Genomic DNA, 26,112 nt, shown 5'->3' on the forward strand with positions numbered 1-26,112 from the left:
TGGTTGTTTTTCGAGGCCGGGGCGTGCGCCCGGCCACTTGTTTCAGGCTCGCCTGTTTCAGGCGCTCACGCCCCGCGCGGCAGCGTCTCCCACCACTCGGCATCGAACCGCCCCTGCAGGAAGGCGATGAAGGACTGCACCTTCTGCGGCACCAGGCGCGGCGAGGGGTAGACGGCGTGGATTTCCTGCTCGGGCAGGCGGCAGGTCTTGAGGACTTCGACCACGCGGCCGGCTTCCAGGGAATCGTGGGCCACGTAGCGGGGCAGGGCGGCGATGCCCATGTGCGAGCGTGAGGCCGCCAGCAGGGCCGAGAGGTTGTTGGAGCGCAGCCGGCCCGTGACCGCCACCGAGACCGGTTCTCCGCTGGCGTTGCGCAGGCGCCAGATGTCGTTGCCCTGCACGCTGCTGTAGATCAGCGTGGCATGTTCCTTGAGGTCGGAGGGGCGGCGCGGCGTGCCGCGCTTGCGCAGGTAGGTGGGCGAGGCCACCAGCACCCAGGGGTTCACGCCCAGCGTGCGTGCGCCCAGGCTGGAGTCGGCCAGCTTGCCCAGGCGCAGGGCCACGTCGATGCCGTTGGCCACCAAGTCGGTGTAGCGGTCCTCGAAGCTCAGGTCGACCTGCACCTGGGGGTTGTGCGCCATGAACTCCAGCGCCAGCGGTATCAGCACGCGCCGGCCAAAGGCCACCGAGCTGCCAATGCGCAGCTGGCCCTGCACCTGGGTCTGGCGCACCTGGACCACCTTGTCCGCCTCGGCCACGTCGTTGACGATGGTCTTGCATTTCTCGTAGTACAGCGCGCCCGCTTCGGTCAGGCTCACGCCGCGCGTGTTGCGGTTGAGCAGGCGCACTTTCAGGCGCGCTTCCATGGCTGCGATCTGCTTGGTGACCGTGGGCTGGGTGGTGGCGAATTCGTGAGCGACCTTGGTGAAGCTGCTGGTCTCCACCACGCGCACGAACATGTGCATGGCATCGAGTCTGTCCATGGCGTTGTCTCCTTTTTCATTGGTAGTTATTCCTGTACGGAATAAATTTTATGGTCTGCGCAGGCGTTCCGCCAATCGGCCTGTCTGCCTAGAGTTGACTCCAATTTGAAGGAGACCTCCCATGGCAAAAATGAAAGCAATCGAAGCCGCAGTCCGCGTGCTGGAAAAAGAAGGCGTGACCGTCGCATTCGGCGTTCCCGGTGCCGCCATCAACCCGCTGTACGCAGCGCTCAAGGACCATGGCGGCATCGGCCATATCCTGGCGCGCCACGTCGAAGGCGCAAGCCACATGGCCGAGGGCTACACCCGCGCCGTGGCCGGCAACATCGGCGTGTGCATCGGCACCAGCGGCCCGGCCGGCACGGACATGATCACGGGCCTGTACTCGGCCAGCGCGGATTCGATTCCGATTCTCTGCATCACGGGCCAGGCGCCGCGCTCGCGTTTGCACAAGGAAGATTTCCAGGCCGTGGACATTGCCTCCATCGCCAAGACCGTGACCAAGTGGGCCACCACGGTGCTGGAGCCGGCCCAGGTGCCGCGCGCTTTCCAGCAGGCCTTCCACCTGATGCGCTCGGGCCGCCCCGGCCCCGTGCTGATCGACCTGCCCATCGACGTGCAGCTGGCCGAGATCGAGTTCGACATCGACACCTACGAGCCCCTGCCTGTCTACAAGCCTGCCGCCACGCGCAAGCAGGTGGAAAAGGCTATCGCCATGCTCAACGAGTCCGAGCGCCCGCTGCTGGTCTCGGGCGGCGGCGTGATCAATGCCGACGCTTCCGAACTGCTGGTGGAGTTCGCCGAGCTGCTGGACGTGCCCGTGATTCCCACCCTGATGGGCTGGGGCACCATTCCCGATGACCACCGCCTGATGGCCGGCATGTGCGGCCTGCAGACCAGCCACCGCTACGGCAATGCCACCATGCTGGCCTCCGACTTCGTGCTGGGCATCGGCAACCGCTGGGCCAACCGCCACACGGGCTCGGTCGAGGTCTACACCAAGGGCCGCAAGTTCGTGCACGTGGACATCGAGCCCACGCAGATCGGCCGCGTGTTCGCGCCCGACTACGGCATCGTCTCGGACGCAGGCGCCGCGCTCAAGCTCTTCGTGGAGGTGGCGCGCGAGTGGAAGGCGGCTGGCCGCCTGAAGGACCGCAGCGGCTGGGTGGCCGAATGCCAGGCCCGCAAGAACAATGTGGAGTACCTGCGCAAGACCAATTTCGACAACGTGCCCATGAAGCCGCAGCGCGTCTACCAGTGCATGAACCGCAGCCTGGACAAGGACACCTGCTATGTCTCCACCATCGGCCTGTCGCAGATTGCCGGCGCGCAGTTCCTGCATGTCTACAAGCCGCGCAACTGGATCAACTGCGGCCAGGCCGGCCCGCTGGGCTGGACCGTTCCGGCCGCCCTGGGCGTGCGCGTGGCCGACCCGGCCCGCAAGATCGTGGCGCTGTCGGGCGACTATGACTTCCAGTTCATGATCGAGGAGCTGGCCGTGGGCGCGCAGTTCAAGCTGCCCTACATCCATGTGCTGGTCAACAACAGCTACCTGGGCCTGATCCGCCAGGCGCAGCGCGCCTTCTCCATCGACTACTGCGTGCAGCTGGCCTTCGACAACATCAATGTCGACGACAAGGAAGAGTCCAAAGGCTATGGCGTGGACCACGTCAAGGTGGTCGAGGGCCTGGGCTGCAAGGCCATCCGCGTACACCGTCCCGAGGACTTCGCGCCCGCCATGCAGCAGGCCGAGGCCTGGATGGCAGAGCACCGCACGCCGGTCGTCGTCGAGGTCATCCTGGAGCGCATGACCAATATCTCCATGGGCGCCGAGATCGACAACGTGATCGAGTTCGAGGATCTGGCCGCAGCGCCTGCCGACGTGCCCAGCGCCCTGGCCCTGTTGGACTGAAGCAAGGCACCCCCTGAGCGGCTGCGCCGCTTCCCCCTCTCTTCGGAGGGGGACGATGCCATCGCTGCGGGGCAGCCCTTGCCTGGCATCCCTGGCTGGCGCTGCGCCAATGCCTGCATTGCGGGCGGTGCAGGCACTCGGGGGTTCCGATTTCCATTGCCCCTTGGGCATTTTTACCGGCGGGGCGCCTTGCGGCCCTGCCGCCACCCACCCACCAAACGACAACCGGAGACTTCTGACATGCCCCGTTTTGCTGCCAACCTCAGCATGCTGTTCACCGAGGTGCCCTTCCTCGACCGCTTCGAGCGCGCGGCGCGAGCCGGCTTCGAGGCCGTGGAATTCCTGTTTCCCTACGCCCATACGGTCGAAGAGATCAAGGAGCGCGTGGACGCCCACGGCCTGCAGATCGTGCTGCACAACCTGCCTGCCGGCGACTGGGATGCTGGCGAGCGCGGCATTGCCTGCCACCCCGACCGCGTGGACGAGTTCCGCGCCGGCGTGGCCAAGGCCGTGACCTATGGCCATGCGCTGGGCGTGCCCCAGCTCAACTGCCTGGCCGGCAAGGCGCCTGCCGGTGCCGATGCCGCGCTGCTGCGCCGCACCTTCGTGGACAACCTGCGCTTTGCCGCATCGGCGCTGAGCGCGGCCAATCTGCGCCTGCTGATCGAGCCCATCAACCCCTTCGACATTCCCGGCTTCTACCTGAACCGCACGGACGAGGCCCTGTCCATCCTCGACGAGGTGGGCGCGCCCAACGCCTTCGTGCAGTACGACATCTACCACGCGCAGCGCACCGAGGGCGAGCTGGCGGCCACGCTGCAAAAGCACCTGGCGCGCATCGGCCACGTGCAGCTGGCCGACAACCCGGGCCGCAACGAGCCGGGCACGGGCGAGATCAACTACCCCTTCCTGTTCGCGCACCTGGACCGCATCGGCTACCAGGGCTGGGTGGGCTGCGAGTACAAGCCCGCGCGCGATACCGAATCGGGCCTGGGCTGGCTGGACGCCCACACCAGCGTGCGCGCGGCAGTCGCCGCCTGAGCGCCGCCGAAGTTTTTTTCAGCTTTTCAAAAACGACAAGGAGTACACAGCATGAATGCATCCTCTCTCAAGCTTGGTTTCGTGGGCCTGGGCATCATGGGCGCGCCCATGGCGGGCCACCTGCTCACGGCTGGCCACCAGCTGTTCGTGAACACCCTGGGCAAGATCCCCGCGCAGATCGCCGAGAGCAGCGCCACCCAGTGCACCACGGCGCGCGGCGTGGCCGAGCGGGCCGACATCATTTTCCTGATGCTGCCCGACACGCCCGATGTCGAGAAGGTGCTGTTCGGCGAGGACGGCGTGGCCGCCGGCCTCAAGGGCAGCAGCGGCAAGGTGGTGGTGGACATGAGCTCCATCTCGCCCGTGGCCACCAAGGACTTCGCTCGCCGCATCGAGGCCATCGGCGCCCAGTACCTGGATGCGCCGGTCTCCGGCGGCGAGGTGGGCGCCAAGAACGCCACCCTGTCCATCATGGTCGGCGGCCCGGAGGACGTGTTCGCGCGCGTCAAGCCGCTGTTCGAGCGCATGGGCAAGAACATCACCCTGGTGGGCGGCAACGGCGACGGCCAGACCGCCAAGGTGGCCAACCAGATCATCGTGGCGCTGAACATCGAGGCCGTGGCCGAGGCCCTGCTGTTCGCGTCGCGCGCCGGTGCCGACCCGGCCCGCGTGCGCGAGGCGCTGCTGGGCGGCTTTGCCTCGTCCAAGATCCTGGAGGTGCATGCCGAGCGCATGATCAAGCGCACGTTCGATCCGGGCTTCCGCATCTCGCTGCACCAGAAGGACCTGAACCTGGCCCTGAGCAGCGCGCGCCAGCTCGGCGTGTCCCTGCCCAACACCGCCCAGGCCCAGGAGCTGTTCAACAGCTGCGTGGCCCACGGCGGCGCGAACTGGGATCACTCGGGCATGGTGCGTGCGCTGGAGATCCAGGCCAACTTCGAAGTGGGCCAGAAGGTCCAGGACTGATGGCCGGCCTTTGAGACAACGATTGGTGGGAGGGCGGCCTTGCGCCGCCCTGTTGTGAAAAGCCGCGCTCGGCAACGGGCGCGGCTTTTTCTTGCTTCAATATCCCAGTGTCTGCCCGTCGGGGTTGCGTGGGTCGGAGGCGCCGTAGAGCATGCCGTCGCGCAGCTCGATGGTCTGGGTGCGGCCCATAGACGCCTTCACGGCAACGTTGTGGCCGCGCGACTTGAGCAGGGCCACGGTGTCGGGGCTGATGCCCTTTTCCACGCGCAGCTCATCGGGCGTCCACTGGTGGTGAAAGCGCGGCGTGGCGGCGGCCTCGGCCGGGTTCATGCCGAAGTCGATGGTGTTGACCACGGTCTGCAGCACGGTGGTGATGATGCGTGCGCCGCCGGGGCTGCCGGTGACCAGCACGGGCTTGCCGCCCTTGAGCACCATGGTCGGCGTCATCGACGACAGCGGGCGCTTGCCTGCGGCCACCGCATTGGCATCGCCGCCGACCAGTCCATACGCGTTGGCCACGCCGGGCTTGGCCGAGAAATCGTCCATCTCGTTGTTGAGCAGGATGCCCGTGCCCTTGGCCACGATGCCGCTGCCGAAGTTGGTGTTCAGCGTATAGGTCACGGCCACGGCGTTGCCCGCCTTGTCCACCACCGAGTAGTGCGTGGTCTGGTCGCTCTCGTAGGGCTGGGGCTTGCCGGGGCGGATGTCCTTGCCGGCGCGCGCCTGGTAGGGGTCGATGCCGGCGGCCAGTGCCTCGGCATAGCGCTTGGAGGTCAGGCCCTTGAGCGGCACGGTCACGAAGTCGGGATCACCCAGGTATTCGGCACGGTCGGCATAGGCCAGCTTCATGCTTTCCGCCATGTAGTGGATGCTCTGCGCGCTGTTGACGCCCCACTGGTTCATGGGCCAGCGTTCCATCATGTTGAGGATCTGGATCAGGTGGGCGCCGCCGGAGGACGGAGGCGGCATGGTCACGATCTCGTAGCCGCGGTAGGTGCCGCGCAGCGGCTCGCGCTCGGCGACCTTGTAGCTCTTGAGGTCCTGCAGCGAGAGGGCGCCTGCATGCGGCGCCATCTCGGCCGCGATCTTGCGGGCGATGGAGCCTTCGTAGAACACCTTGGAGCCCTGCTGGCCGATCAGGCGCAGCGACTGCGCCAGGTCCTTTTGCACCAGGCGGTCGCCGCGCTTGAGGGGCTCGCCGTTGCGCCAGAAGATGGCCTGGGTGGCGGGCCACTGGCCCATGTTCTTCTTTTCCTGTTCCAGGATCTTGGCCAGGGTCTCGCTGACCGTAAAGCCCTTGTCGGCCAGCTTTGCGGCCGGCGCAATCACCGTGGACAAAGGCAGCGATCCCCATTTCTTCAGCGCATGCTCCATGCCGGCCACGGTGCCGGGCACGCCCACGGCGTAGTGGGTGTAGAGCGATTTGCCATCGATGACCTTGCCATCCGCACCCACGTACATGTCGCGCGTGGCCTTGGAGGGCGCGACCTCGCGGAAGTCCAGCGCAATGTTCTTGCCGCTCTTGGCGTCATGCACCACCATGAAGCCGCCGCCGCCGATGTTGCCTGCGTTGGGCAGGGCCACGGCCAGCGCAAAGCCCATGGCCACGGCGGCGTCCACCGCATTGCCGCCGGACTTCAGGATCTGCAGGCCGATGCGCGAGGCCAGCTCCTGCTCGCTGGCCACCATGCCGCTCCTGCCCACGACGGGATGGAACACATCCATGTCGAAGTCATAGGCGGCGCTGGCGGCCTGGGCCGCGCTGCTCTGCGTGATGGGCGCCGCTGCCGGGGCAGGCGCTGCGGCCACGGGTGCTGGCGCCGCCGAAGCCGCGGGCGGCTGCGTGCTGCTGCAGGCGGCCAGGCTGGCAATGGCCAGCGCCAGGCTGGTTGCAAGCAAGGGGGAGCGAAGTTGCATCGGTATCTCCTTGGCAGATGAAACAGTGGAACAGTGGAAAAAGAGCGCGAGTCCTGTGCCGCCCTGTGTGCGCTGGCCGGATAGTCCTGCGGCCGGGGCGGCGGCGGACCACAGTGTAGAAGCATGGCGTCGGCAGCCTTCCCGCGCGCCGGCCCGGGCGCCGAAAGTGCGGGTATCTGCCTAGGTGTCGGCCGTGCAACGCCCTTCAAGGGCGTACAAAAACTGTATACACTTTGCGAATGCAGGGCAGGGCCGCGAGTGCTGTCGCGCGCCGCGCTCCGTGCATTGACCAACCAATGACAACCGGGCGGGCCAGCTCCCGCCGCACAGGAGATTTCCATGGGCCTGAGCACCCACGTCCTCGACACCATGAATGGCTGCCCCGCAGCCGGCATGGCTGTCGCGCTGTATTCCACCGATGGCGACCAGGCCACGCTGATCAAGAGCCTGGTGCTCAACCACGACGGCCGCACCGATGCGCCGCTGTTCGACAACAACAGCCTCAGGACCGGCACCTACCGCCTGACCTTCGACGTGGCGGCCTACTTCAAGGCCCGTGGCGTGCAACTGCCCGAGCCCAACTTCCTCAACAAGGTGAGCCTGGACTTCGGCGTGGCCCATGCCGACCAGCACTACCACGTGCCCCTGCTGGTCAGCCCCTGGAGCTATTCCACGTACCGGGGCTCCTGAGCCCTGCTGCAGGCAGGCTGTCGGGGGATGGCCTGGAGTGAGCCCTGAAACGAAAAACGGCCCGCATTGCGGGCCGTTGCTTTTGGGGCTCCAGCAAGCGTGCGGGCTACTTGCCCTTGGCGTGCCCCATGGCCACGACCAGGGCCGTGATGAAGAAGAAGGCCTGCAGCTCCAGCGCCCAGCCTCCCGAGCTGTGCAGCTGCATCACCTGGCCCGTGTGCACCAGCGCAAAGGCCACGACCATGTTGATCGCAATCACCAGCGCCGCAGGCACCACCCACAGGCCGACCAGCAGCAGCAGCGGCGCCACCACCTCACCCAGATAGACCGCATAGGCCAGCCAGCCCGGCGCGCCCGTGGACTCCACCATGCGCTCGATGCTGCCTATGCCGTAGCGCAGCTTGGCCCAGCCGTGAAAAAGCAACAGGACCGCGAGCGTGACGCGCAGCAGCACCATGGCTGCCTGGGGATGGTGAAAGTGGCTCCAGAACTTCATGAACTCCCTCGGTGTGGATAGGCCCGGTGGGCCGGGTGTTGCTGTGCGTGCATTCTGGCATCAGCGCGCTTTCGGTGTCGGCTGTGGCAGCCCGGCACGGGATTTTCAGACATTTCCTGCGGGCCTGTAGTCCTATGGCGCAACTTGTGACATGTCTCATCACAAGTACCGCAAAGCGGCCTAGCATCGTCCCCAGCCTGTCTCAGAAACGGTTTGCGAGCACTGGAAGGGGTGCCCGGGACCGGGAGGCAAGGTGATCAATCCAATGAACCGATGGGGTCTCCCCAAAACGTCCAATCAAGAAAGGCAGGTTTTCCCATGCGTCAGTTTTCTTTGCGTACCGTCGTGATGGCCACTGCACTGGCGGCCGGCAGCATTGCCATGGTCGGCTGCACCACCACCAAGCCGGAAACCCAGTCCGCGCCGCGCGCTGATGCCACCACCGTCAATGCGCGCGCCAACGCCGCGCTGGAGCGGCTGTACCAGACGGCGCCAGGCTCCAAGGAAATGGTGGCCCGCTCCAAGGGCGTGCTGATCTTCCCCTCGGTGATCGGCGGCAGCTTCGTCATCGGTGTCGAGCATGGCCGCGGCGTGCTGCGCGTCGGCGGCCAGAACAAGGGCTACTACAGCACGACAGGCGCCTCGGTGGGCTGGCAGGCCGGTGGCCAGTCCAAGGCTGTGATCTATGTGTTCAACACCCAGGAAGCGCTGGACAAGTTCCTGGCCAGCGAGGGCTGGTCCGTGGGCGCCGATGCCACGGTGGCCGCAGGCAAGGTGGGCGCCAATGGCAGCGTGGACACCACGACCGCCCAGGGCCCCGTGACCAGCTATGTGCTGACCAATGCGGGCCTGGAAGCCGGCGTGTCGCTGCAGGGCTCGAAGATCACCAAGGTGGTCGAGTGATCCCGGCCCTGATGGGCCTTTGAACGAAACCGGCCTGCGGGCCGGTTTTTCTTTGTGCGGTTGTCTCAGTCGGCGCCAGCGGCGCCGTCTTCATTGGCGCTGCCCGGCGCAGCGGGCGGGAGCAAGGCCTGCTCTATGCGTTCGAGGCGCTTTTCGATGCGCTCCACGGCTTCGGCGCTCATCTTGATGTCGTAGATGCTCACGGGCTCCTCGCATTCCAGCGCAGGGTCCGTCGCGGCCGACAGGCGGCCGAGCAGAGGGGCCTCGAACGTGGTCTGCAGCCGGGCCACGACTTCGGCGTTCATGGAACGGCCGGTGCGCTTGGCTGCCTCCTCGACGAGGTCCTTGAGTTCCTGCGGCAGGCGCAGCTTGTACTGAGGATCGGTCTGTTTCATCGCCGGCAATCATGGACCGGAAAGGTATTGACTGCAAGGGACCTGAAAGGTATTGTTGCTTCGGGACCAGCACGGTCCCGCGCAAGGGGAGCCATGAAGACAGTCAACCCATCGGGCCGCAGCCACCGAAGATACTCACCACAGCACCAGGAGGTGCTGGCGGTCGATGCGCTGTGCCACATGGGCGCGGCCCTGGGCGTGCTGGAGCTGCATGCAGAGCGCGCCGGCTCGGCCATGGTGTGTGCCGCGCGTGATTTGCTGCGCGGCTACCACGCCAGCGCTGACCAGGCGGTGGCCAGCCTGCAGGCCGGCAACCGTGCGGCAGGCGTGCTGCCGCAGTTGTCGCAGGACCTGGGCTATGCCATCGAGGTCATCGACCGCGTGAACGACGATGCCCCGGACGACCTGGTGCTCTATGCCGTGACCTGCCTGCTCAGAAGCGCCAGGAGCTTTGCCGACGGCCAGCCGCGTGAATCTGCCTGAACCGGCATGAACCGGCATGAACCAGTCCTTGGCGGCCTGAGGCTCAGAGCTGGCCTTCGGTCAGCGTGTCGAGCTGGAAGCGACCGGACTTGTCCCAGAGCCAGGTATCGGTATAGGTGATGCGGGCGGCGCCGGCCGGGGCGGGGAAGGGCGCGGCGGCGCGCACCAGGCGCTCGATCTCGCTCACCACTTCGGGGGCATGGCTGGGCGCGCGCATCCAGTGCAGGCGCTGGACCTGGCCGTTGCGGTCGATCTGCACCTGCAGCACGCCGATCGCGTAGAGCATGGGCGGCAACTGGCCCTTGTAGATGCGCTCGGCATTGCGCGTGTACAGATGATTGGCCGCCACCTTGCGGTACTGCAGCTGTGCGCTGGATGTGGCCTCGTCGGGGCGCGGGCCGGGGCCGGGTGGCGACTTGCAGGCCGTGACCAGGGAGGCAATGGCGGCCATCAGTCCCGCCCACAGCCAGGGACGGCCGGAACGTGGCTTTTGCACGGAACTGTGCTGAGAGGAATCGGGGGAATCGGGCATGATTGCGAGCGTATCCTGAAACGCTGCGGCACCGGCAGTCGGAGCGCAAAACTCAAGTGCCGCAGCGGAAAATCCCGCAACAAATTCCAACGAAGCCCGCAGGCGCCACGACGGGCTGTCAGGTGCGCCCATGTGGAGTGACACGTTCAAGAAAGTCGAGCAGGGCTTTGCGCAGGGGCCGCTGTGCTGGGTCGAGGTGATGGAGTCGCGCGGCTCGGTGCCGCGCGAGCGCGGCGCCTGGATGGCCGTGTTTGCCGACCGCGTGGCCGGCACCATTGGCGGCGGGCACCTGGAGTTCGACGCCATCGACCGCGCGCGCAGCCTGCTGCGCGACGCGGCGCTTCAGGCCGGATTGCCCGGACAGCCTGGGCAGGCCGGTCCCGCCCTTGCCGAGCACCAGCACCGCTATCCGCTGGGCCCCAGCCTGGGTCAGTGCTGCGGCGGCGTGGTGATGCTGAGGTTCGTGCTGGTGCCCCAGGGCCGCATGGACATGCTGCGCGAGCGGCTGCAGCCGCCGCGCGACTGCGTGGCGCTGTTTGGCGCAGGCCACGTCGGCCATGCGCTGGTGCGCCTGCTGTGCAATCTTCCCTACCGCGTGATGTGGGTGGACAGCCGCGATTCGGTCTTCCCCGAGGAAGAGCACGAGCTCGTGCAGTGTGAATACTCCGATCCCGTGCAATCCGCCGTGGCCGACCTGCCCACCGGCTCCCAGGTGCTGATCATGAGCTTCAGCCATGCCGAGGACCTGGAGGTGGTCGCCCAATGCCTGAGCCGCCAGCGCCAGCACGGCGACCTGCCCTATGTGGGCCTGATCGGCAGCGCCACCAAATGGGCCACCTTCCGGCGCAGGCTGCGCGAGCGCGGCTTCAGCGATGCGGAGCTGGACCATGTGACATGCCCCATCGGCGTGCCCGGCATCAAGGGCAAGGAGCCTGAGGTGATCGCGGTGGCCGTGGCGGCGCAGCTGCTGCAGCGGCGCAGCGCCGCGCCTGCGCAGAATCAGGGAAATCTCTAGTGAATTGATGTCGCGCAAGCCGGCTGGCTGTCGAAAAATTGCATACACTTTGTGTCTACGAAATGGTCGCAGCGGTGCACCGGCGGTATATCTACCGGGTGCGCGGCCTTTTTCTTCTGCTCAGAGCGCCCGCAGTGGTGAGCAGGTTGAACACCGGCGGCCCCCACGCTGCCAAGGTTGAGAGCTATGGAAAGCTACATTCTCGACTGGGCCAACCTGCTGTTGCGGTGGCTCCACGTCATTACGGCCATCGCCTGGGTCGGTTCCTCCTTCTATTTCGTCTTCCTCGACAGCAGCCTGACGCCGCCTGTCGATGACGACCTCAAGAAGCAGGGCGTCAGCGGCGAACTCTGGGCCGTGCACGGCGGTGGGTTCTACCACCCCGTCAAGTTCAATGTCTCCCCGCCAAAGCTGCCGGACCACCTGCACTGGTTCTACTGGGAAAGCTACACCACCTGGCTCAGCGGCTTTGCGCTGCTGACGGTGTCGTATCTGTGGAACGCCAAGATCTACCTCGTCAATCCGGCCGATCCCAACGCCATGGGCTCGGCTGCGGCCATTGCCTCGGCCCTGGCCTTCCTGGTCGTGTTCTGGCTGCTGTACGACGGCATCTGCCGCGTCTTCGGCCAGAAGAAGAACGGCGACGCCACGGTGGGCGCCATGGTGCTGGTGCTGGTGTGCATTGCGGCCTTCCTGGCCTGCCACATCTTCCCGGGCCAGGCCGCCTTCCTGCTGATGGGCGCCATGCTGGCGACCTCGATGAGCGCCAACGTGTTCTTCTGGATCATCCCCGGCCAGCGCACGGTGGTGAAGGCCCTGAAGGAAGGCCAGCCCGTGGACCCCATCCACGGCAAGCGCGGCAAGCAGCGCAGCGTGCACAACACGTATTTCACGCTGCCGGTGCTGTTCGCCATGCTGTCCAACCACTACGGCTGGCTTTACAGCCATGAGCTGAACTGGCTGGTGCTGATCCTGATGATGTTCGCGGGCGCTGCCATCCGCCAGTTCTTCGTGATGCGCCACGGCTTCAAGCTGGGCCGCAATGCCCATCCCTGGCCCTACGCCCTGGTCGGCGTGCTGGTGCTGATCGGCACGGCCGTCTGGCTCAAGCCTGCACCGGCGCCTGCCGCCGCCCCTGTGTCTGCGCCTGCCGCAGCCCCCGCACCGGGTCCCGCCGCCGTGCAGGCGCCTGCTGGTGCCGAGCCCGCTGCGACGGCGGCGCCCGGTGCCGAAGCTGCTGCACCCGTTGCGACCGCTGCTCCCGCCGCCGACGGCGCCGTGGGCTATGCCCAGATGGCGCCCTTCTTGCAGCAGCATTGCGTGGTCTGCCACGGTGCCGCCCTGCAGCAAAAGAATGTGCGCCTGGACTCGCCCGAGCAGGTCAAGGCCCACGCCCAGCAGATCTACCAGCAGGTGGTGCAACTGCGCAAGATGCCCTTTGGCAATCCGGGTGCCCTGAACGATGACGAGCGCAGCATGGTCAAGCGCTGGTACGAGTCTGGTGCATCGGTGAACTGATCGCTGGGCCGCGCCCACACGCTGTCAGCGTTTGCTGTCAGCGTTCGGCGGCCAGCCACCAGCCCGCAGCCTCGCAAGAGCCTGCGGGCTTTCTGTTTCAGGCAGGCCAGGCCGTCGCGGTGCCGTGCAGGGCCGGGCGCCGCGCTTCATCGGGCGGCGTGTGCAGCGCGATGGCGCCGCGCCCCGGCAGGCTTTGCGCCTTGGCCTGCTGCTTGGCCAGGGCCGCGAGGTTGGCGATGTCCTCGGGTGCCAGCATGCTGCCCGGCGTGACGCGCACCACGCCGATGGACAGCGTGGTGCAGGCAAAGAATCGCCGGATGCCGTGTCGGTCCTCGGCCCAGATGCCTCCGGCCTCGCGCGCCTGGTCGTCGAACAGCTGGCGCGCCTCGCCTGCGAAGGCGCCCACAATGCCTTCGCAGCGCCGCTGCCAGTCCTCGCTTTGCAGCAGCAGCATGAAGTCGTCCCCGCCCACATGGCCCACGAAGTCGCGCCGCGCATCGCAGTGCGCCACGGCCAGCCGCGCCACCAGGCGGATCATCTGGTCGCCGCGCCAGTAGCCGTAGTGGTCGTTGAAGGGCTTGAAGTGGTTGAGGTCGGCGTAGCAGGCCACGAAGCCGGCGCCGCTGTCCAGCAGTCGCTGCATGTGCAGGCTGATGGGGATGTTGCCGGGCAGGAAGGTCAGCGGGTTGGCGTGGCGCGCGGCCTCGATGCGGGCCTCGGTCACGCGGCGCACCAGCTGCTCGCCCGTGCCCAGGCCCACATAGCGGCCGTTGTCGGTGACGATGAAGCCGTCGCTCAGGTAGCGCTGGTCCTGCGAGGTCAGGATGCCGACGAGCTGGTCCACATCGCAGTCCAGCTCCACGATGCGCGGCTGCACATTGGCAAAGGCCAGGCAGGGCTTGCGCCCGTGGACTTCACGGAAGTACAGCGTGGCGTAGTGGTTCATGAACTGCTGGCGGTTGATGAGCGCCAGCGGCCGGCCGGCCTCCACGACGGCAATGGCATGCAGCTGCTGCCCGGCCTGGAACAGCTCGGCCACCTCGTCGTTGCTGGCCGCAGGCATCACGCAGGGCGCCTGCATCACCATCAGGTTGCGCAGCACGCCCGGGCGGGCGCTGTGGCCCTGGTGGGGCAGCACGGCCACGCGCGGGTCCTGCGCCACGCTGCGCGCCTGCGTGCTGATCTGGGGCTGGGCGGTTTCGGCAGGGCGGCCCAGCAGCCAGCCCTGGCCATATGGAATGCCCAGGTCGCGCAGGGTGCGCAGCTCGTCCTCGGTCTCTATGCCTTCGGCGATCAGCGTGGTGCCGAAGACCTCGGCAATGCCCTTGATGGCCTGCAGCAGCTGCAGCGTGGCCGGGCGTTGCTCGATCTGGTGGATGAAGTATTTGTCGATCTTGACGAAGTCGGGCTTGGCCTCGGACCACAGGCGCAGGCTGGAGCGGCCGTCGCCAAAGTCATCCAGCGCCAGGCGCCCGCCCGTGGCATGCACGGCCTTCACGGCGGCGCAGACGGCGGGCATGTCGGTCACATGGTCGTGTTCGGTGATCTCCACCACCAGGGAGCGGGCCTGCACGCCGAAGCTGCGCACCGTGTCCCCGACCATGCCGGGGCCGCAGACCCCGACGGCCTGCACCAGCGCCTGGGCGCTGAGGTTGACGAACAGCCGGCCCGGCGCACTCTGCCGGCCCCAGTCCTGCAGCGCCACGCAGACCGCAAGCAGCTCGAATTCCCGAAGAATGCCCTCGGCCGCAGCGCCCTTGAGCAGGGCGTCGGGCGTGTGCAACGGCATGCCCCGGGGGCCGCGGATCAGCGCCTCGTGCGCATAGATGCTGCCGCTGCGCAGATCGGCCAGCGGCTGGAAGACGCAGTACAGGCCGCCCGCGCGCATGAGCTGCGCCACGGGGCCTGCGCCGGACCGCACGGCGGCGGAGAGCACGGCCGCGGCAGCGGGCAGGCTGGCGAGCATCTGGGGATCGATCATGGGCTCAACTTTTCAGTTGGATACATTACGTTTCACTGGTGACATGCTTGTGACAAGTATGCCGCCTGCGGACCGGTGTGCTGGCGGCGGATTGACATGGCTCAAAACGCGGCGGGAGCAAAGCCGGCAAAGTTGCATGCATGTTCGCCCTGTCTTCCTTGCAAGCTTTCGCCTTCGCGCCGGGTTCCGCCCAGGTGTTGGCCGCGGGTACCTGGCTCAGGCTGCGTCGGCAGTCGCCGGATACGGTGATGTATCTGGAGCGCGGTCGCGTGCTCCTGGGCATAGGCCAGGGTGGGCAGATGCGCCACCAGCTCGGTGTCGTGGAGGGGCCGGCCTGGCTGGACGCCGCCTTTGTGCTGCAGCGGCGCGGCAGCAGCCTGGACATGCTGGCCGACAGCGATGTCCGCGTGCAGCAACTGCCCCAGACCGACTTCCTGAAGGCCGTATCGCAGCTGCCGTCGCCCGCCCAGCAACTGCTGCAGGACATGGCCCAGGCCTACTGCGCGCAGACCGAGCTGGCGGTGAGCCGCCTGTCCAAGGACGCCGAGGCGCGCTGCGCCCAGTGGCTGCTGCGCCATGCCATGCCGCACGAAGCTGGCGGCCTGCGCGTGACGTTGCACCTGCGCAAGCGGCTGATCGCCGCCCAGCTCGGCATTGCGCCCGAGACCTTCTCGCGCGTGCTGCGCCAGTTGCGTGAGCACGGGCTCATCGCGGGCCGGGGCAATGTCATCGATCTGCCCAAGCCGGCGGCCCTCGAAGTGCTCGCCGTAGGCTGATTCCCACGCCGCTGACGGGTGCCGGCCTGCAAGCGCCGGGCCTTGCGGGGCGGGGTAACCACTGGTTCGCGGGTTCCACCCAGTGGGACGGCTTTCGGGCCTGCATATATTGATGGCGTCATGTCACTGGACGCCCGCCGATCTCCCTTTTTCCAGGTACTGCTGGCATCCCAGGATGCTCCGCAGCTGTCGGGTTCGCCCTCGCGGCCGCGCGCGGCCCCAGGCTGGGGCGCCATGCGCTGCACGGTGCTGGCACTGGCCGCTGCGGCCGTGCTGCTGGCGGGCCTTGGCAGTGCCTGGTGGGTCTCGCACAACATGCGCCAGCAGACGCTGGAGCGCGCCATGGCCCGGCAGGCCGACGAGGTCGATACCGTGGCGCGCATGCTGGCCGCTCGGCTGGAGCAGCAGCAGCGCCTGCTGTGGGTGCTGGCCCAGGGCATTGCCGACCAGGGCAGCGACCCGAGCCGCCTGATGGGCGAGATGCTGCGCGGAGACGCATCCGTGCGGCTGTTCGACACCCTGCAACTGGCCGACGCGCGTGGCCAGCTGCAGCTCAGCCTGCGCGGCGGCCGTTCCGAGCCCCTGGTCGATCTGGACGAAGGCGTGCGCGACGTGATGCGGCGCAGCCTGGCCGATGGCCGGCCCGTGGTCTCCACCATGGTGCGCAAGGGCGCTGATCCCGGAATGATGGAGTTGCTGTACGCCGTGCCGCTGCGCACCGGCAATGGCACGGTCAGCGGCGTGCTGTCGGCCGGAGTGCGCATGTCCGCCCAGGCCCTGCTGCCGCCCAGCATCGATCCCTCGCGCTCCGGCGGGCGCCTGCTGGTCATGCAGCGCGACGGGCAGATCCTGGCCCATTCCGACCCCTCGCGCTGGTCGGCGCGCGCCGAGGCCGAGCCCGGCCTGGGCGCGGACTGGCTGCAGGACCCCGCGGCCGGCGCAGTGCAGGTGGGCCCCGACACCCAGCGGCGCGCGGGCTACCTGGTGACGACGGCAGGCATGCCGCTGCCGCAGTGGCTGGTGGTCAGGATCACCCCCGAGGAAGCCATCGCACCCAGCCTGGCGCCGCGCGTGCTGTGGTGGCTGCTGGCCGCCGTGGCCGGTGTCGCTGGCCTGCTGGTCCTGCTGCTGATCCTGGTCACCGAACCCATGGCGGCCCTGCACCGCACTGCACGCCAATGGCTGGCGAGCCAGGGAAGGCTGATGGCCGAGGAGCCCGATCCCGCGCCCGAACCCGAGCCGGGCCATGCCGAGGAAGGCGGCTGGCGCATGCCCTGGACCCATGCCTGGGGCGAAGCCTCCACGCTGTGGCAGGCCCTGCATCGCCTGGGGCAGATGGGGCAGGAGCAGGCGCACGAGGTCGGCCGGCTGCAACTGCAGCTGCAGACGCTGATGGACTACGCGCCCGTGGGCCTGGTGGTCACGCGGTCGGCGCATCTGGAGTTGGTGGGCCTGCAGGCCGCGCGCATGCTCGGCTACCCGCCGCGCGAGCTGCAGGGGCAGGCGATACGCCAGCTGTGCGCCTCCGACGCGGCGCACATCCAATTGCTGGAGCGCGTGCGCAAGGACCTGGACATGTACGGCCAGTTCGACAGCGAGCAGTGCTTTGTCCGCAAGGACGGCCGCCCCATCTGGGTGCGCCTGCACGGCCAGAGCCTGCAGCGCCTGCAGCGCGGCCTGGAGCCGCGCGCCGTGGTGCCGGCAGACCCCACCCTGGTCTGGGTGGTCGAGGACGTGACCATGCAGCGACTGGTGCGCGAGCAGCCGGGCTGGAAGGCCATGCACGATCCGCTGACCCTGCTGCCCAATCGCGAGGCCTTTGCCATGCGTCTGCATGAATGGCTGCAGGAATGCAGTGCCGCCCAGCGCTTGCCGGCCGAGGCGCTGCAGCAGGGTGAATCCGCCCTGCAGCAGAGCGACAACACCGCCGTCGCCACGGTCGAGGAGGCGCAAGAGGCGGAGGAGGAGACCGTCGGCCTGCCGCAGCATGGCGTGATCCTGTTCCTGGACCTGGACCACTTCGCCCACGTCAACCAGCAGGGAGGCCATGCGGCCGGCGACGAGGTGCTGTGCCACATGGCCCGGCTGATCGACAGCGTGGTCCGGCCGCTGGGCTGGGTGGCGCGCCTGGGCGGTGATGAATTCGCCGTGCTGCTGGCGGGCATCTCGGCGGAGCAGGGCATGCTGCTGGCGCAAAGCCTGTGCATGGCCGTGCAGGACTGGGAAGGCGCGCACGAGGGCCAGCGCTACCTGATGGGTGTGAGCGTCGGCATGGTGGTGCTCGATGCCCGCCAGCACACGGTCAGCAGCGCGCTGCGCTCGGCCGACATGGCCTGCTATGCGGCCAAGCGCAAGGGCCGCAACCGCGTCGAGGTGCTGGAGGCCGCCTGAGCGCCGGGGCCGTGCCTCACTCGAAGGATTCGCTGAAGCGCCGCAGTCCCTCGGGATCGATCAGGGTCAATGCGCCATAGGAGACGCGGACCGCTCCGATGTCCTCCAGCTCCCCCAGGGTGCGATTGACGATCTGGCGCGACACGCCGGCCAGGCTGGCCAACTCCTCCTGCGACATGCCCAGGTGCCGGTTGCCGGTGTCCGGATACAGCCTCGAATCGGTCAGCTCCGAGATGCAGTGCGCCACATGGCGGCTGGAATGGTGCAGCCGCGCATGCTCGCAGCGGCCGATGAACTGGCCCAGGCGCGCATTGAGCTGGTCCAGCAGGAAGCGGTTGAAGCCGAGGCTGCGCTCCAGCAGCCAGTGAAAGGTGCTGGCCGGCATCAGTGCCACCAGCGTATCCTCGATCGCCGTCGCGTCGAACGGCCAGCATTCGTTCTTGAGCAGTGTGCCCTCGCCGAACCAGCAACCCGGGGTAAAGGTGGCCAGCGTGGTGCTGCGCCCGGTAGGCGACAGCGCATGGATCTTGACCGCTCCCTGGACGACACCGGCCCAGTGGCCGGCCCGGTGCGTCTTGTGGCAAAGCGGGGTGCCGGCCGGTATGTGCCGCAACAGCACCTCCCGCCGCAACCTGAGCAGGTGGGCCCTGCTCAGGTGGGGCGCAAAGGGCGCGGACTTGAGGACGGCGTTGATCGTGGGCGGCTGCATGGTGCTTGATGCAAATCTTCAATGAAAGTCTGCTGCTTCATTGCATGAATTGGCACGCTGCAAACCCTGATCACCGGCCCCCGGACCCCTGCGGGACTTCGCGCAGGGTGCAACTCAATCGTTGCGCGAGACCGGCGCAGGCCCGGCCTTGGTGCCCGCCGGGCCGGCACTGAAATCGGTCAGGAAGGCCGCCTCCTGGCTCTGGCCCGTTCCGGCCTGGCTCCAGTCGCACACTCCCGCCGCAAACACTGCGGCAAGGCGCTTTTGCTGGGCCGGGCTGAAGGTGATGCCGGCGTACTCCGGGCTGGTGAACGAAAGGGGCTTGAGCTGGCACTGGTAGATGTCCTCCGCGAGCGGACCTCCGGCCACCTGGCGTGGCGACAGGGTCGGCTTGAGGGGACAGGCTGGGTCGTCCAGAGCCAGGACTTTGTCGAGATCCGAAGGGGCGGCTCCCGTTGCGGCGATGCATCCATCCCTGACATCCGAAGGCCTGTTGCGCACCACTTTCTGTGCCAGCGCAGCGGCGGTGGTGTCGCGCTCCACGGCGGTCAGCCAGCGGTCCATCATGACAAAGGCCTCGCGTCGCATGGCCGGGGCGATCAGCAGCGGGACCATGCCCTTGCTGGCACGGATCACATGGTTGTCATGGTGGCCGTTGGCGGCATCCAGCCGTGCGCGTTGCTGCAGGCTGCGCCAGGTCATGTGGATGTCGCTGCCGCCCTCGGGCCGCAGGTCAATGATGGCCACCTGGGACAGGTTCCTGCCGTTGCTGGTGAGGCCACTGCTGTAGAGCCTGGGCAGCAGGCTGGCCACTGCGCGCTCGCGGGCTGCCGGCCGGGACGCAGTGCCGCCGGTCCAGTCCATGTCGTTGGTGTAGCTGCCGATGCCTTCGTTGAGCTGCACGAAAGCCTCCGCGTCGATGGCGCCCGACTGCAGTGCCTTGAGTCCGTACTGCAGGCCCGTGTTGTCATACGGCAGCTGCGGCTTGGTGTGGCCGTCGGTGTCCTTGAACGTCCCGAACACCGGGACCAGCATGTCGTGGATCGAGCAGCGCACGCCCTGGCCGCGTGTGCGCGGGTCGTAGACGATGGAGGCGGGAAAGCCCACGCCGCAGTTGTCGGGCAGCCGGGGGTTCTGGGGGGCGATGAAGCTCCCTACCCATTTGTCGCAGTAGCTGGCCGGATGGCCATTGATGGCGGCCTTCGCGGTGTCGCTCAGTGCCTGTCCTGCGGCCGTCCTGTAGTAGCTGGACAGCAGGCCGCAGTCGCGTGTTTCCATCCAGGTGGACACCGCATCGGGATAGCTCAGCCCCGTCTGTATGCCCTGCAGCAGACCCGGCATGGCGGAGGCGATCACTGTCTGCATCATGGAGCCACCCGAGTCGCCGTCGCCCATGGTGTAGCGCACTTCGCCGTAGTTCTCGATCAGATGCTCCTTGATGCGCATCATGTTCTCGGCGGCCAGCAACTCATTGTTGTTGTGCAGGTGGTTGGTCAGCATGGCTTTCACGACCATGTGGCCTGCCGCGAGCGCGTTGGGGTCGAAAGGCAGGCTGCCGCTGAACTGGTCGAGGAGGTTGACCGCCGGCTCCTGGAAGCGATTGCCGGAAGCGGCTGCGCCGAATCGCCACAGCACCTTGCCGTTCCATCCCTTTTGCGGCTCCCAGGGCGTCCAGGCCTGCGCGGGGTCATGGTAGGCCAGGATCTGGAAGGTGCCGCGGCCCATGACGCCAGTTTCCATGCGCAGCAGGTGCTTGACCGTATCTCCGCGGTCGTTGGTGAAGTCGGCGATCTCGCTGTCGGCCGGGCGCTGCGATGGGTCGTAGGCCACATGGCAGGGCGTGGCGCCTGCCGGACCCATCGTGCAGGCGCTGCCTTGCCTGGCCTTGGGCATGTAGTAGTAGGTGTACTGGGTCCTGGTATTGCACTGGACATCCACCGGATCGGTATCCAGACCGCTGACGCGCGTGGTCACGGTCGCCGAAAGTGCCGTGCCGGGCACGGAAACGGTGGCTTGCGCGCCATTGCGCGTGGCGCAGATCCACGGCGCGGTCTGCGGCCCGGCGAAGATGGGATCGCCCCGGCCATGGTTGGTGATGTCCAGCCGTGCCCTCGCGCTGCCGGCCGCCGTGGCGGTGAGGGTGTTGGCGCCCACCTTCAATCCCTCGACCCGGCCCAGAATCCGGCCATTGGCGCGCTGGGCGAAGCGGGCGGTGACATCCGTGCCATTGAGCGCCACCTTCAGTGCACCGGGCGGGCTGCCCTTGGGCAGCACAATTTCAATATAGGCATTGCCGTCGCTGATCATGTCGGCCCGGTTGGACAGGCTGCGTATCTCGATGACACCCAGGCCTGAGTCACCGCTGCCGCCGCAGGCGGTCAGCACACTGGCGAGCGTGGCTGCGGCCACGATGCCCAAAAAAGGGGTTGGCTGTTTCATCGTCTTGTCTCCTGCAATCCACTTCCTTTTGAAGCGATTTCATTGAATCACGCTAACAGTCTGCAAGTCTGTATAGGTTTGGACAATGGTTTGCCAGCGACTGGCTCGCATATTGCATGTGCTGCGTGCACAAGTGTTTAACCGCCCCTGCCCAGGGCATTCTTGGTGCTTGTATCTAGCTTGCGGGGGGCATGGCTGGGTTACGCTGCGGGCTCCCCATGACCTGCGGCGCGTCCCCGGCGCGACCGCTCTTTTTTTCGCTGATTGCTTCGCTACATGCGCGACCAGGCCCTGTTCGACAAGATTGATCTGCACCTGATACGGGTGCTGCACACGGTGCTGACCGAGCGCAGCGTCTCGCGTGCCGCATTGCGCCTGGGCATGCACCAGCCGGCGGTGTCCGCTGCGCTCAAACGCCTGCGCGACCTGGCCGGCGATTCGCTGCTGGTGCGCTCGGGCGCGCACATGCAGCCCACCGAGGCCGGGCTGCGCATGGTGCAGCCGGCCGCCGACATCCTGCGCGCGGCCGAGGGTCTGTTCAGCGATGCACGGCATTTCGATCCCCGCACCTCCACGCGCACCTTCCGCATCGCCGCCAGCGACTACCTGGACCCGCTGTTCCTGCCGCGCCTGGTGGCCCATCTCAAGACCGAGGCGCCCGGCTGCCCCGTGGACATCCTGGCCCTCAACGGCGACGCGCACTACGAGGTGCAACTGGCCCAGGGCGATGTGGACGTGGTGATCGGCAACTGGCCCGAGCCGCCGCAGGGCCTGCACATGGCCAGCCTGTTCGAGGACGAGGTGGTCTGCCTGGTCAGCCCCCAGCACCCGGCCGTGCGCCGCGGCTGGGACGTGGCCCAGTGGCTGGAGGCCGAGCACATCGCGCCCACGCCCACCTATCCGGGTGCGCGCGGCGTGATCGACGACCAGCTGTCCCGCATGGGCCTGCAGCGCCAGGTGGCGGCGCGCTGCGCGCATTTCAGCCTGATCCCCGACATCGTGGCCACCAGCTTGCTGGTGCTGACCACGGGGCGGCTGTTCTGCGAGCGCTTCAGCCAGCGCCTGCCCCTGGTGATCCTGCCCTGCCCGGTGGAGTTCGCGCCGCTGGTGTACTACCAGTTGTGGCATGCCCGCACGCACATGGGAGCCTCCACGCGCTGGCTGCGCGACGCCGTGCGGCATGTGGCCCTGATGTCCCGTGCCCGCTAGGTGAGGGCGGCAGGAACCGCCTTTTTGGTGAACAAAGTGGTGGTCGATATGAGGGCCGCCAAGGCGGTTTCAAGGACTTGTGTTCCAGTTTGTTGCAGAAATTGAAAGACAATCCCAGGCATGAATCCCCCCGATACAGTCCCCCTGCCAGCCGCAGCGCCGCCCCGGCTGCAGCTGACAGGCATCACCAAGCGCTATCCGGCGGTGGTGGCCAACAACGGCATTTCGCTGACCGTGGGCGCCGGCGAAGTGCATGCCATCCTGGGTGAGAACGGTGCCGGCAAGTCCACGCTGATGAAGATCATCTACGGCGCCGTCAAGCCCGACGAGGGCCGCATCGAGGTCGATGGCAAGCCGGTCCACATCCGCAACCCGCAGGAGGCGCGCCAGCTGGGCATCGCCATGGTGTTCCAGCATTTCAGCCTGTTCGACACGCTGTCCGTGGCCGAGAACGTCTGGCTGGGCCTGGACAAGAGCCTGCCGCTGGCCGAGGTGGTGAAGCGCATCGAGTCCACGGCGCATGACTACGGGCTGGAGGTCGATCCCCACCGCCCCGTGCACACGCTGAGCGTGGGCGAGATGCAGCGCGTGGAAATCATCCGCGCCCTGCTCACGCACCCGCGCGTGCTCATTCTTGACGAGCCCACCTCGGTGCTCACGCCGCAGGCGGTGGAAAAGCTCTTCGTCGTGCTGCGCCGCCTGGCGTCCGAGGGCTGCTCCATCCTCTACATCAGCCACAAGCTGCACGAGATCCGTTCGCTGTGCACGGCCTGTACCGTTCTGCGCGGCGGGCAGGTGACCGGCGTGTGCAACCCGGCCGTGGAGAGCAATGCCTCGCTGTCGCGGCTGATGATCGGCTCGGAGCCGCCCGAGCTCACGCACCGCGAATCCCAGGTCGGCGCCAGCGTGCTGCGCGTGCAGGGCCTGGCGCTGCCACGCTCGGAGCCCTTCGGCGTGGACCTGCATGGCATACAGCTCGATGTGCGCGCGGGCGAAGTCGTGGGCATCGCCGGTGTCTCGGGCAATGGCCAGAAGGAATTGCTGTACGCCCTGTCCGGCGAGGACACGCGCGCAGCGCCCGAAATGGTGCAGATTGCCGGCCGGGAGGCGGGGCGCCTGGGCCCCGGCCGGCGCCGTGCGCTGGGCCTGCACTTCGTGCCGGAGGAGCGTCTTGGCCGTGGCGCCGTGCCCAGCATGGGCCTGGCGCACAACCTGCTGCTGACGCGCAAGACCGCGCTGGGCGCGGGCGGGTGGATCCGCATGGGCCAGTTGCAGGAGCAGGCGCGCGCCATCATCGCGCGCTTCAACGTCAAGGCCGGTGGCCCCAACGCGGCGGCGCAGTCGCTGTCGGGCGGCAACCTGCAGAAATTCATCGTGGGCCGCGAGATCGATGCCAGGCCCAAGCTGCTCATCATCTCCCAGCCTACCTGGGGGGTGGACGTGGGGGCGGCCGCGCAGATCCGCGGCGCCATCCTGCAATTGCGTGACGAAGGCTGCGCCGTGCTGGTGCTCAGCGAGGAGTTGGACGAATTGTTCGAAATATGTGACCGCCTGCATGTGGTGGCCAAGGGCCGGCTGTCGCCCTCGGTGGCGCGGGCCGATGCCACCGTGCAGCAGATCGGCGAGTGGATGAGCGGCCTGTGGGACGGTGCTGCCACCCCGAACGCCGCCCAGAATGCCGCCAGGGGAGGCGCCCATGTTCAAGCTTGAGCAACGCCCCCAGGCCTCGAAGCTGTGGACCTACGGTTCGCCCGTGCTGGCGCTGGCCATCACCGTGCTGATCGGCGTGTGCCTGTTCGTGATGCTGGGCAAGGACCCGGTGCGCGGCCTGCAGGCCTTCTTCTGGGACCCCGTCAAGTCCACCTATGCGCTGGGCGAGCTGGCCGTCAAGGCCACGCCGCTGCTGCTGATCGCGCTGGGGCTGGCCGTGTGCTTTCGCTCCAATGTCTGGAACATCGGTGCCGAAGGCCAGTTCGTGATCGGCGCCGTGGCCGCAGGCGGCGTGGCGCTGCTGGCGGACAAGACCACGGGCCCGTGGATCGTGCCCGCCATCCTGGTGGCCGGCATGCTCGGCGGCATGGTCTGGGCCGGCATCGTGGCCCTGCTGCGCGACCGCTTCAACGCCAATGAAATCCTGGTCAGCCTGATGCTGGTCTACGTGGCCACCCTGGTGCTGGGCTTTCTGGTCTACGGTCCGTGGAAGGACCCCATGGGCTACAACTTCCCGCAGACCAAGACCTTCGAGCGCGTCACGCAGATCCCCAAGCTCATGCAGGGCATGCGCACCAATATCGGCCTGCTGCTGGCGCTGGCTGCGGCGGCCATGCTGTGGGTCTTCCTGTTCCGCACCCGCGCCGGCTTTGCGCTGCAGGTCGGTGGCCTGGCCCCGGCTGCTGCGCGCTACGCGGGCTTTTCCTCGCGCCGCGCGCTGTGGACGGCGCTGCTGATCTCGGGCGCCGCCGCCGGCCTGGCCGGTGCGCTGGAAGTGGCCGGCCCGCTGGGCCAGCTCACTCCCTATGTCCCGGCCGGCTACGGCTTCGCCGCCATCATCGTGGCCTTCGTCGGCCGCCTGCATCCCGTGGGCATGATCTTTTCCGCGATTCTCATGAGCATGTTCTATATCGGGGGCGAACTCGCCCAGTCGCGCCTGGGCCTGCCCAAGGCGCTGACCGGCGTGTTCCAGGGCCTGCTGCTGTTCACGCTGCTGGCCTGCGACACGCTGGTGGCCTACCGCGTGCGCTGGGTGTCCCGCACGCCCGTGGTCCCGCCCGCAGCGGCGCCTGCCGTCAAGGAGGCCCGCTGATGGAATCCTATGCACTGCTGCTGGGCTCCACGCTCAGCGCCGGCACCGTGCTGGCGCTGGCCGCGCTGGGCCTGCTGATCAATGAAAAGGCCGGCATCGTCAACCTGGGTGCCGAGGGCATGATGCTGTGCGCCGCCATCGCGGGCTTTGCCGCCGTGGTCCACACGGGCAGCACCACCGTGGGCTTTCTGGCCGGCATGGGTGCGGGCGCGCTGTTGGCCGCCATCTTCGGCGTGCTGGTGATCTGGCTGAACACCAACCAGTACGCGACGGGGCTGGCCCTGTCGCTGTTCGGCACGGGCTTCTCGGCCTTCCTGGGCCTGGGCTATGTGCAGGCGCGCCTGCCCGAGCTGCCCAAGTTCGCCGTGCCCTGGCTGTCCGACCTGCCCGTGGTGGGCACGGCGCTGTTCCGCCTGCACCCGCTGGTCTATGGCGCGGTGGTCATTGCGGCGGCCCTGGTCTGGTTCCTTTACCGCACGCGGGCCGGCCTGGTGCTGCGCGCCGTGGGTGAGTCGCCCCAGTCGGCCCATGCGCTGGGCTACCCGGTGCGCCGCATCCGCCTGGCGGCCGTGGTCTTCGGCGGCGCCATGTGCGGGCTGGCCGGCGCCTACATCTCCACCGTCTATACGCCGCTGTGGGTGGAGGGCATGGTGTCGGGCCGGGGCTGGATCGCGCTGGCGCTGACCACCTTTGCCACCTGGCGCCCTGCGCGCGTGCTGCTGGGCGCCTACCTGTTCGGCGGCGTGACCATGCTGCAGTTCCACCTGCAGGCCACGGGCGTGCAGGTGGCCAGCCAGCTGCTGTCCATGCTGCCCTACCTGGCGACCATCGTCGTGCTGGTGCTGATCTCGCGCAATCCGGCCTGGATCCGTGCCAACATGCCGGCCTCGCTGGGCAAGCCCTTCTATCCGGGCTCCTGACGCTTTCATTTTTTCTCTCTCCCTCCAGAACCA

22 protein-coding genes are annotated in these 26,112 nt (G+C 67.6%); 14 read left to right on the top strand and 8 right to left on the bottom strand.

Annotated elements, in window-relative coordinates; genetic code table 11:
- Positions 1-65 precede the first annotated feature (65 nt).
- On the bottom strand, positions 66-983 hold the full coding sequence (locus ACUTR7_RS18180) for a LysR family transcriptional regulator (RefSeq protein WP_012204039.1): 918 nt from the start codon (positions 981-983) through the stop codon (positions 66-68).
- A 121-nt stretch (positions 984-1,104) separates the two neighbouring features.
- Here ACUTR7_RS18180 and gcl point away from each other — a divergent pair, with 121 nt between their 5' ends.
- The 3 genes from gcl to glxR all read left to right on the top strand — a co-directional run bounded on the left by gcl (position 1,105) and on the right by glxR (position 4,902).
- Entirely contained in the window at positions 1,105-2,895 is a 1,791-nt protein-coding gene (gcl, locus tag ACUTR7_RS18185) for a glyoxylate carboligase (protein WP_445609476.1), read from the top strand.
- A gap of 240 nt (positions 2,896-3,135) precedes the next feature.
- Positions 3,136-3,936 (top strand): hydroxypyruvate isomerase, encoded by an 801-nt coding sequence (hyi, locus tag ACUTR7_RS18190; protein WP_012204041.1) that lies wholly within the window; start codon positions 3,136-3,138, stop codon positions 3,934-3,936.
- A gap of 51 nt (positions 3,937-3,987) precedes the next feature.
- Positions 3,988-4,902, top strand: coding sequence for a 2-hydroxy-3-oxopropionate reductase (glxR, locus tag ACUTR7_RS18195; RefSeq protein WP_043824000.1), 915 nt, complete (start codon positions 3,988-3,990; stop codon positions 4,900-4,902).
- Positions 4,903-4,998: 96 nt separating this feature from the next.
- Here the strand turns inward: glxR and ggt are convergent, their stop codons facing one another.
- Positions 4,999-6,819 carry a gamma-glutamyltransferase gene (ggt, locus tag ACUTR7_RS18200; RefSeq protein ID WP_012204043.1) on the bottom strand — a complete coding sequence of 607 codons (1,821 nt, stop codon included), beginning with the start codon at positions 6,817-6,819 and terminating at the stop codon, positions 4,999-5,001.
- A 339-nt stretch (positions 6,820-7,158) separates the two neighbouring features.
- On the opposite strand from ggt, the gene uraH reads away from it, so the two are divergent.
- Positions 7,159-7,509 (top strand): hydroxyisourate hydrolase, encoded by a 351-nt coding sequence (uraH, locus tag ACUTR7_RS18205; RefSeq protein ID WP_012204044.1) that lies wholly within the window; start codon positions 7,159-7,161, stop codon positions 7,507-7,509.
- Positions 7,510-7,615: 106 nt separating this feature from the next.
- On the opposite strand, the gene ACUTR7_RS18210 is transcribed toward uraH, so the two are convergent.
- Entirely contained in the window at positions 7,616-8,005 is a 390-nt protein-coding gene (locus ACUTR7_RS18210; RefSeq protein ID WP_034391114.1) for a DoxX family protein, read from the bottom strand.
- A 318-nt stretch (positions 8,006-8,323) separates the two neighbouring features.
- Here ACUTR7_RS18210 and ACUTR7_RS18215 point away from each other — a divergent pair, with 318 nt between their 5' ends.
- Positions 8,324-8,908, top strand: coding sequence for a BPSL1445 family SYLF domain-containing lipoprotein (locus ACUTR7_RS18215; protein ID WP_013803704.1), 585 nt, complete (start codon positions 8,324-8,326; stop codon positions 8,906-8,908).
- 65 nt (positions 8,909-8,973) lie between these two features.
- Here ACUTR7_RS18215 and ACUTR7_RS18220 read toward each other — a convergent pair whose 3' ends face one another.
- Complete coding sequence (locus ACUTR7_RS18220) at positions 8,974-9,303, bottom strand: Arc family DNA-binding protein (protein WP_445609477.1); 330 nt, start codon at positions 9,301-9,303, stop codon at positions 8,974-8,976.
- Positions 9,304-9,396: 93 nt separating this feature from the next.
- Here ACUTR7_RS18220 and ACUTR7_RS18225 point away from each other — a divergent pair, with 93 nt between their 5' ends.
- On the top strand, positions 9,397-9,786 hold the full coding sequence (locus ACUTR7_RS18225) for a hypothetical protein (RefSeq protein WP_445609478.1): 390 nt from the start codon (positions 9,397-9,399) through the stop codon (positions 9,784-9,786).
- 43 nt (positions 9,787-9,829) lie between these two features.
- Here ACUTR7_RS18225 and ACUTR7_RS18230 read toward each other — a convergent pair whose 3' ends face one another.
- Positions 9,830-10,318 carry a hypothetical protein gene (locus tag ACUTR7_RS18230; protein ID WP_043781144.1) on the bottom strand — a complete coding sequence of 163 codons (489 nt, stop codon included), beginning with the start codon at positions 10,316-10,318 and terminating at the stop codon, positions 9,830-9,832.
- Positions 10,319-10,448: 130 nt separating this feature from the next.
- Here ACUTR7_RS18230 and xdhC point away from each other — a divergent pair, with 130 nt between their 5' ends.
- On the top strand, positions 10,449-11,333 hold the full coding sequence (xdhC, locus tag ACUTR7_RS18235) for a xanthine dehydrogenase accessory protein XdhC (RefSeq protein ID WP_445609479.1): 885 nt from the start codon (positions 10,449-10,451) through the stop codon (positions 11,331-11,333).
- Positions 11,334-11,519: 186 nt separating this feature from the next.
- Positions 11,520-12,851: a urate hydroxylase PuuD gene (locus ACUTR7_RS18240; RefSeq protein WP_445609480.1), complete on the top strand. Its 1,332-nt coding sequence runs from the start codon at positions 11,520-11,522 to the stop codon at positions 12,849-12,851.
- A 97-nt stretch (positions 12,852-12,948) separates the two neighbouring features.
- On the opposite strand, the gene ACUTR7_RS18245 is transcribed toward ACUTR7_RS18240, so the two are convergent.
- Positions 12,949-14,832, bottom strand: coding sequence for an EAL domain-containing protein (locus ACUTR7_RS18245; protein WP_445609481.1), 1,884 nt, complete (start codon positions 14,830-14,832; stop codon positions 12,949-12,951).
- Between the two features lie 140 nt (positions 14,833-14,972).
- Here ACUTR7_RS18245 and ACUTR7_RS18250 point away from each other — a divergent pair, with 140 nt between their 5' ends.
- A complete protein-coding gene (locus ACUTR7_RS18250) occupies positions 14,973-15,608 on the top strand; it encodes a Crp/Fnr family transcriptional regulator (RefSeq protein ID WP_088166726.1) in 636 nt (211 codons plus the stop codon).
- Positions 15,609-15,728: 120 nt separating this feature from the next.
- Positions 15,729-17,999 (top strand): sensor domain-containing diguanylate cyclase, encoded by a 2,271-nt coding sequence (locus tag ACUTR7_RS18255; protein WP_216295368.1) that lies wholly within the window; start codon positions 15,729-15,731, stop codon positions 17,997-17,999.
- Between the two features lie 16 nt (positions 18,000-18,015).
- Here the strand turns inward: ACUTR7_RS18255 and ACUTR7_RS18260 are convergent, their stop codons facing one another.
- Both ACUTR7_RS18260 and ACUTR7_RS18265 read right to left on the bottom strand, forming a co-directional pair.
- The gene (locus tag ACUTR7_RS18260) at positions 18,016-18,708 is read right to left on the bottom strand and encodes a Crp/Fnr family transcriptional regulator (protein ID WP_063326926.1); all 693 of its coding nucleotides are present in this window, start codon (positions 18,706-18,708) and stop codon (positions 18,016-18,018) included.
- A gap of 114 nt (positions 18,709-18,822) precedes the next feature.
- A complete protein-coding gene (locus ACUTR7_RS18265; RefSeq protein ID WP_445609482.1) occupies positions 18,823-21,147 on the bottom strand; it encodes a DUF6351 family protein in 2,325 nt (774 codons plus the stop codon).
- A 276-nt stretch (positions 21,148-21,423) separates the two neighbouring features.
- Here ACUTR7_RS18265 and ACUTR7_RS18270 point away from each other — a divergent pair, with 276 nt between their 5' ends.
- The 4 genes from ACUTR7_RS18270 (at position 21,424) to ACUTR7_RS18285 (ending at position 26,079) form a co-directional block, all read left to right on the top strand.
- Positions 21,424-22,356: a LysR family transcriptional regulator gene (locus ACUTR7_RS18270; RefSeq protein WP_012204057.1), complete on the top strand. Its 933-nt coding sequence runs from the start codon at positions 21,424-21,426 to the stop codon at positions 22,354-22,356.
- Positions 22,357-22,476: 120 nt separating this feature from the next.
- Positions 22,477-24,066, top strand: a complete 1,590-nt coding sequence (locus tag ACUTR7_RS18275; RefSeq protein WP_445609483.1) for an ABC transporter ATP-binding protein — start codon at positions 22,477-22,479, stop codon at positions 24,064-24,066.
- On the top strand, positions 24,053-25,159 hold the full coding sequence (locus ACUTR7_RS18280) for an ABC transporter permease (protein WP_012204059.1): 1,107 nt from the start codon (positions 24,053-24,055) through the stop codon (positions 25,157-25,159). Before ACUTR7_RS18275 ends, ACUTR7_RS18280 begins: the two co-directional genes overlap by 14 nt.
- On the top strand, positions 25,159-26,079 hold the full coding sequence (locus ACUTR7_RS18285; protein WP_013803692.1) for an ABC transporter permease: 921 nt from the start codon (positions 25,159-25,161) through the stop codon (positions 26,077-26,079). Before ACUTR7_RS18280 ends, ACUTR7_RS18285 begins: the two co-directional genes overlap by 1 nt.
- Positions 26,080-26,112: the final 33 nt, after the last annotated feature.

The organism is Delftia sp. NA_296.1 (assembly GCF_052692095.1).

What these genes read in the sequence shown, in the direction of transcription:
- ACUTR7_RS18220 (WP_445609477.1), bottom strand. Translation starts at nt 9,303, where the DNA reads ATGAAACAGACCGATCCTCAGTACAAGCTGCGCCTGCCGCAGGAACTC.
- ACUTR7_RS18250 (WP_088166726.1), top strand. Translation starts at nt 14,973, where the DNA reads ATGTTCGCCCTGTCTTCCTTGCAAGCTTTCGCCTTCGCGCCGGGTTCC.
- ACUTR7_RS18230 (WP_043781144.1), bottom strand. Translation starts at nt 10,318, where the DNA reads ATGCCCGATTCCCCCGATTCCTCTCAGCACAGTTCCGTGCAAAAGCCA.
- ACUTR7_RS18265 (WP_445609482.1), bottom strand. Translation starts at nt 21,147, where the DNA reads ATGAAACAGCCAACCCCTTTTTTGGGCATCGTGGCCGCAGCCACGCTC.
- gcl (WP_445609476.1), top strand. Translation starts at nt 1,105, where the DNA reads ATGGCAAAAATGAAAGCAATCGAAGCCGCAGTCCGCGTGCTGGAAAAA.
- ACUTR7_RS18240 (WP_445609480.1), top strand. Translation starts at nt 11,520, where the DNA reads ATGGAAAGCTACATTCTCGACTGGGCCAACCTGCTGTTGCGGTGGCTC.
- hyi (WP_012204041.1), top strand. Translation starts at nt 3,136, where the DNA reads ATGCCCCGTTTTGCTGCCAACCTCAGCATGCTGTTCACCGAGGTGCCC.
- ACUTR7_RS18225 (WP_445609478.1), top strand. Translation starts at nt 9,397, where the DNA reads ATGAAGACAGTCAACCCATCGGGCCGCAGCCACCGAAGATACTCACCA.
- uraH (WP_012204044.1), top strand. Translation starts at nt 7,159, where the DNA reads ATGGGCCTGAGCACCCACGTCCTCGACACCATGAATGGCTGCCCCGCA.
- ACUTR7_RS18275 (WP_445609483.1), top strand. Translation starts at nt 22,477, where the DNA reads ATGAATCCCCCCGATACAGTCCCCCTGCCAGCCGCAGCGCCGCCCCGG.
- ACUTR7_RS18285 (WP_013803692.1), top strand. Translation starts at nt 25,159, where the DNA reads ATGGAATCCTATGCACTGCTGCTGGGCTCCACGCTCAGCGCCGGCACC.
- ACUTR7_RS18260 (WP_063326926.1), bottom strand. Translation starts at nt 18,708, where the DNA reads ATGCAGCCGCCCACGATCAACGCCGTCCTCAAGTCCGCGCCCTTTGCG.
- xdhC (WP_445609479.1), top strand. Translation starts at nt 10,449, where the DNA reads ATGTGGAGTGACACGTTCAAGAAAGTCGAGCAGGGCTTTGCGCAGGGG.
- ACUTR7_RS18280 (WP_012204059.1), top strand. Translation starts at nt 24,053, where the DNA reads ATGTTCAAGCTTGAGCAACGCCCCCAGGCCTCGAAGCTGTGGACCTAC.
- glxR (WP_043824000.1), top strand. Translation starts at nt 3,988, where the DNA reads ATGAATGCATCCTCTCTCAAGCTTGGTTTCGTGGGCCTGGGCATCATG.
- ACUTR7_RS18270 (WP_012204057.1), top strand. Translation starts at nt 21,424, where the DNA reads ATGCGCGACCAGGCCCTGTTCGACAAGATTGATCTGCACCTGATACGG.
- ACUTR7_RS18245 (WP_445609481.1), bottom strand. Translation starts at nt 14,832, where the DNA reads ATGATCGATCCCCAGATGCTCGCCAGCCTGCCCGCTGCCGCGGCCGTG.
- ggt (WP_012204043.1), bottom strand. Translation starts at nt 6,819, where the DNA reads ATGCAACTTCGCTCCCCCTTGCTTGCAACCAGCCTGGCGCTGGCCATT.
- ACUTR7_RS18255 (WP_216295368.1), top strand. Translation starts at nt 15,729, where the DNA reads ATGTCACTGGACGCCCGCCGATCTCCCTTTTTCCAGGTACTGCTGGCA.
- ACUTR7_RS18210 (WP_034391114.1), bottom strand. Translation starts at nt 8,005, where the DNA reads ATGAAGTTCTGGAGCCACTTTCACCATCCCCAGGCAGCCATGGTGCTG.
- ACUTR7_RS18215 (WP_013803704.1), top strand. Translation starts at nt 8,324, where the DNA reads ATGCGTCAGTTTTCTTTGCGTACCGTCGTGATGGCCACTGCACTGGCG.
- ACUTR7_RS18180 (WP_012204039.1), bottom strand. Translation starts at nt 983, where the DNA reads ATGGACAGACTCGATGCCATGCACATGTTCGTGCGCGTGGTGGAGACC.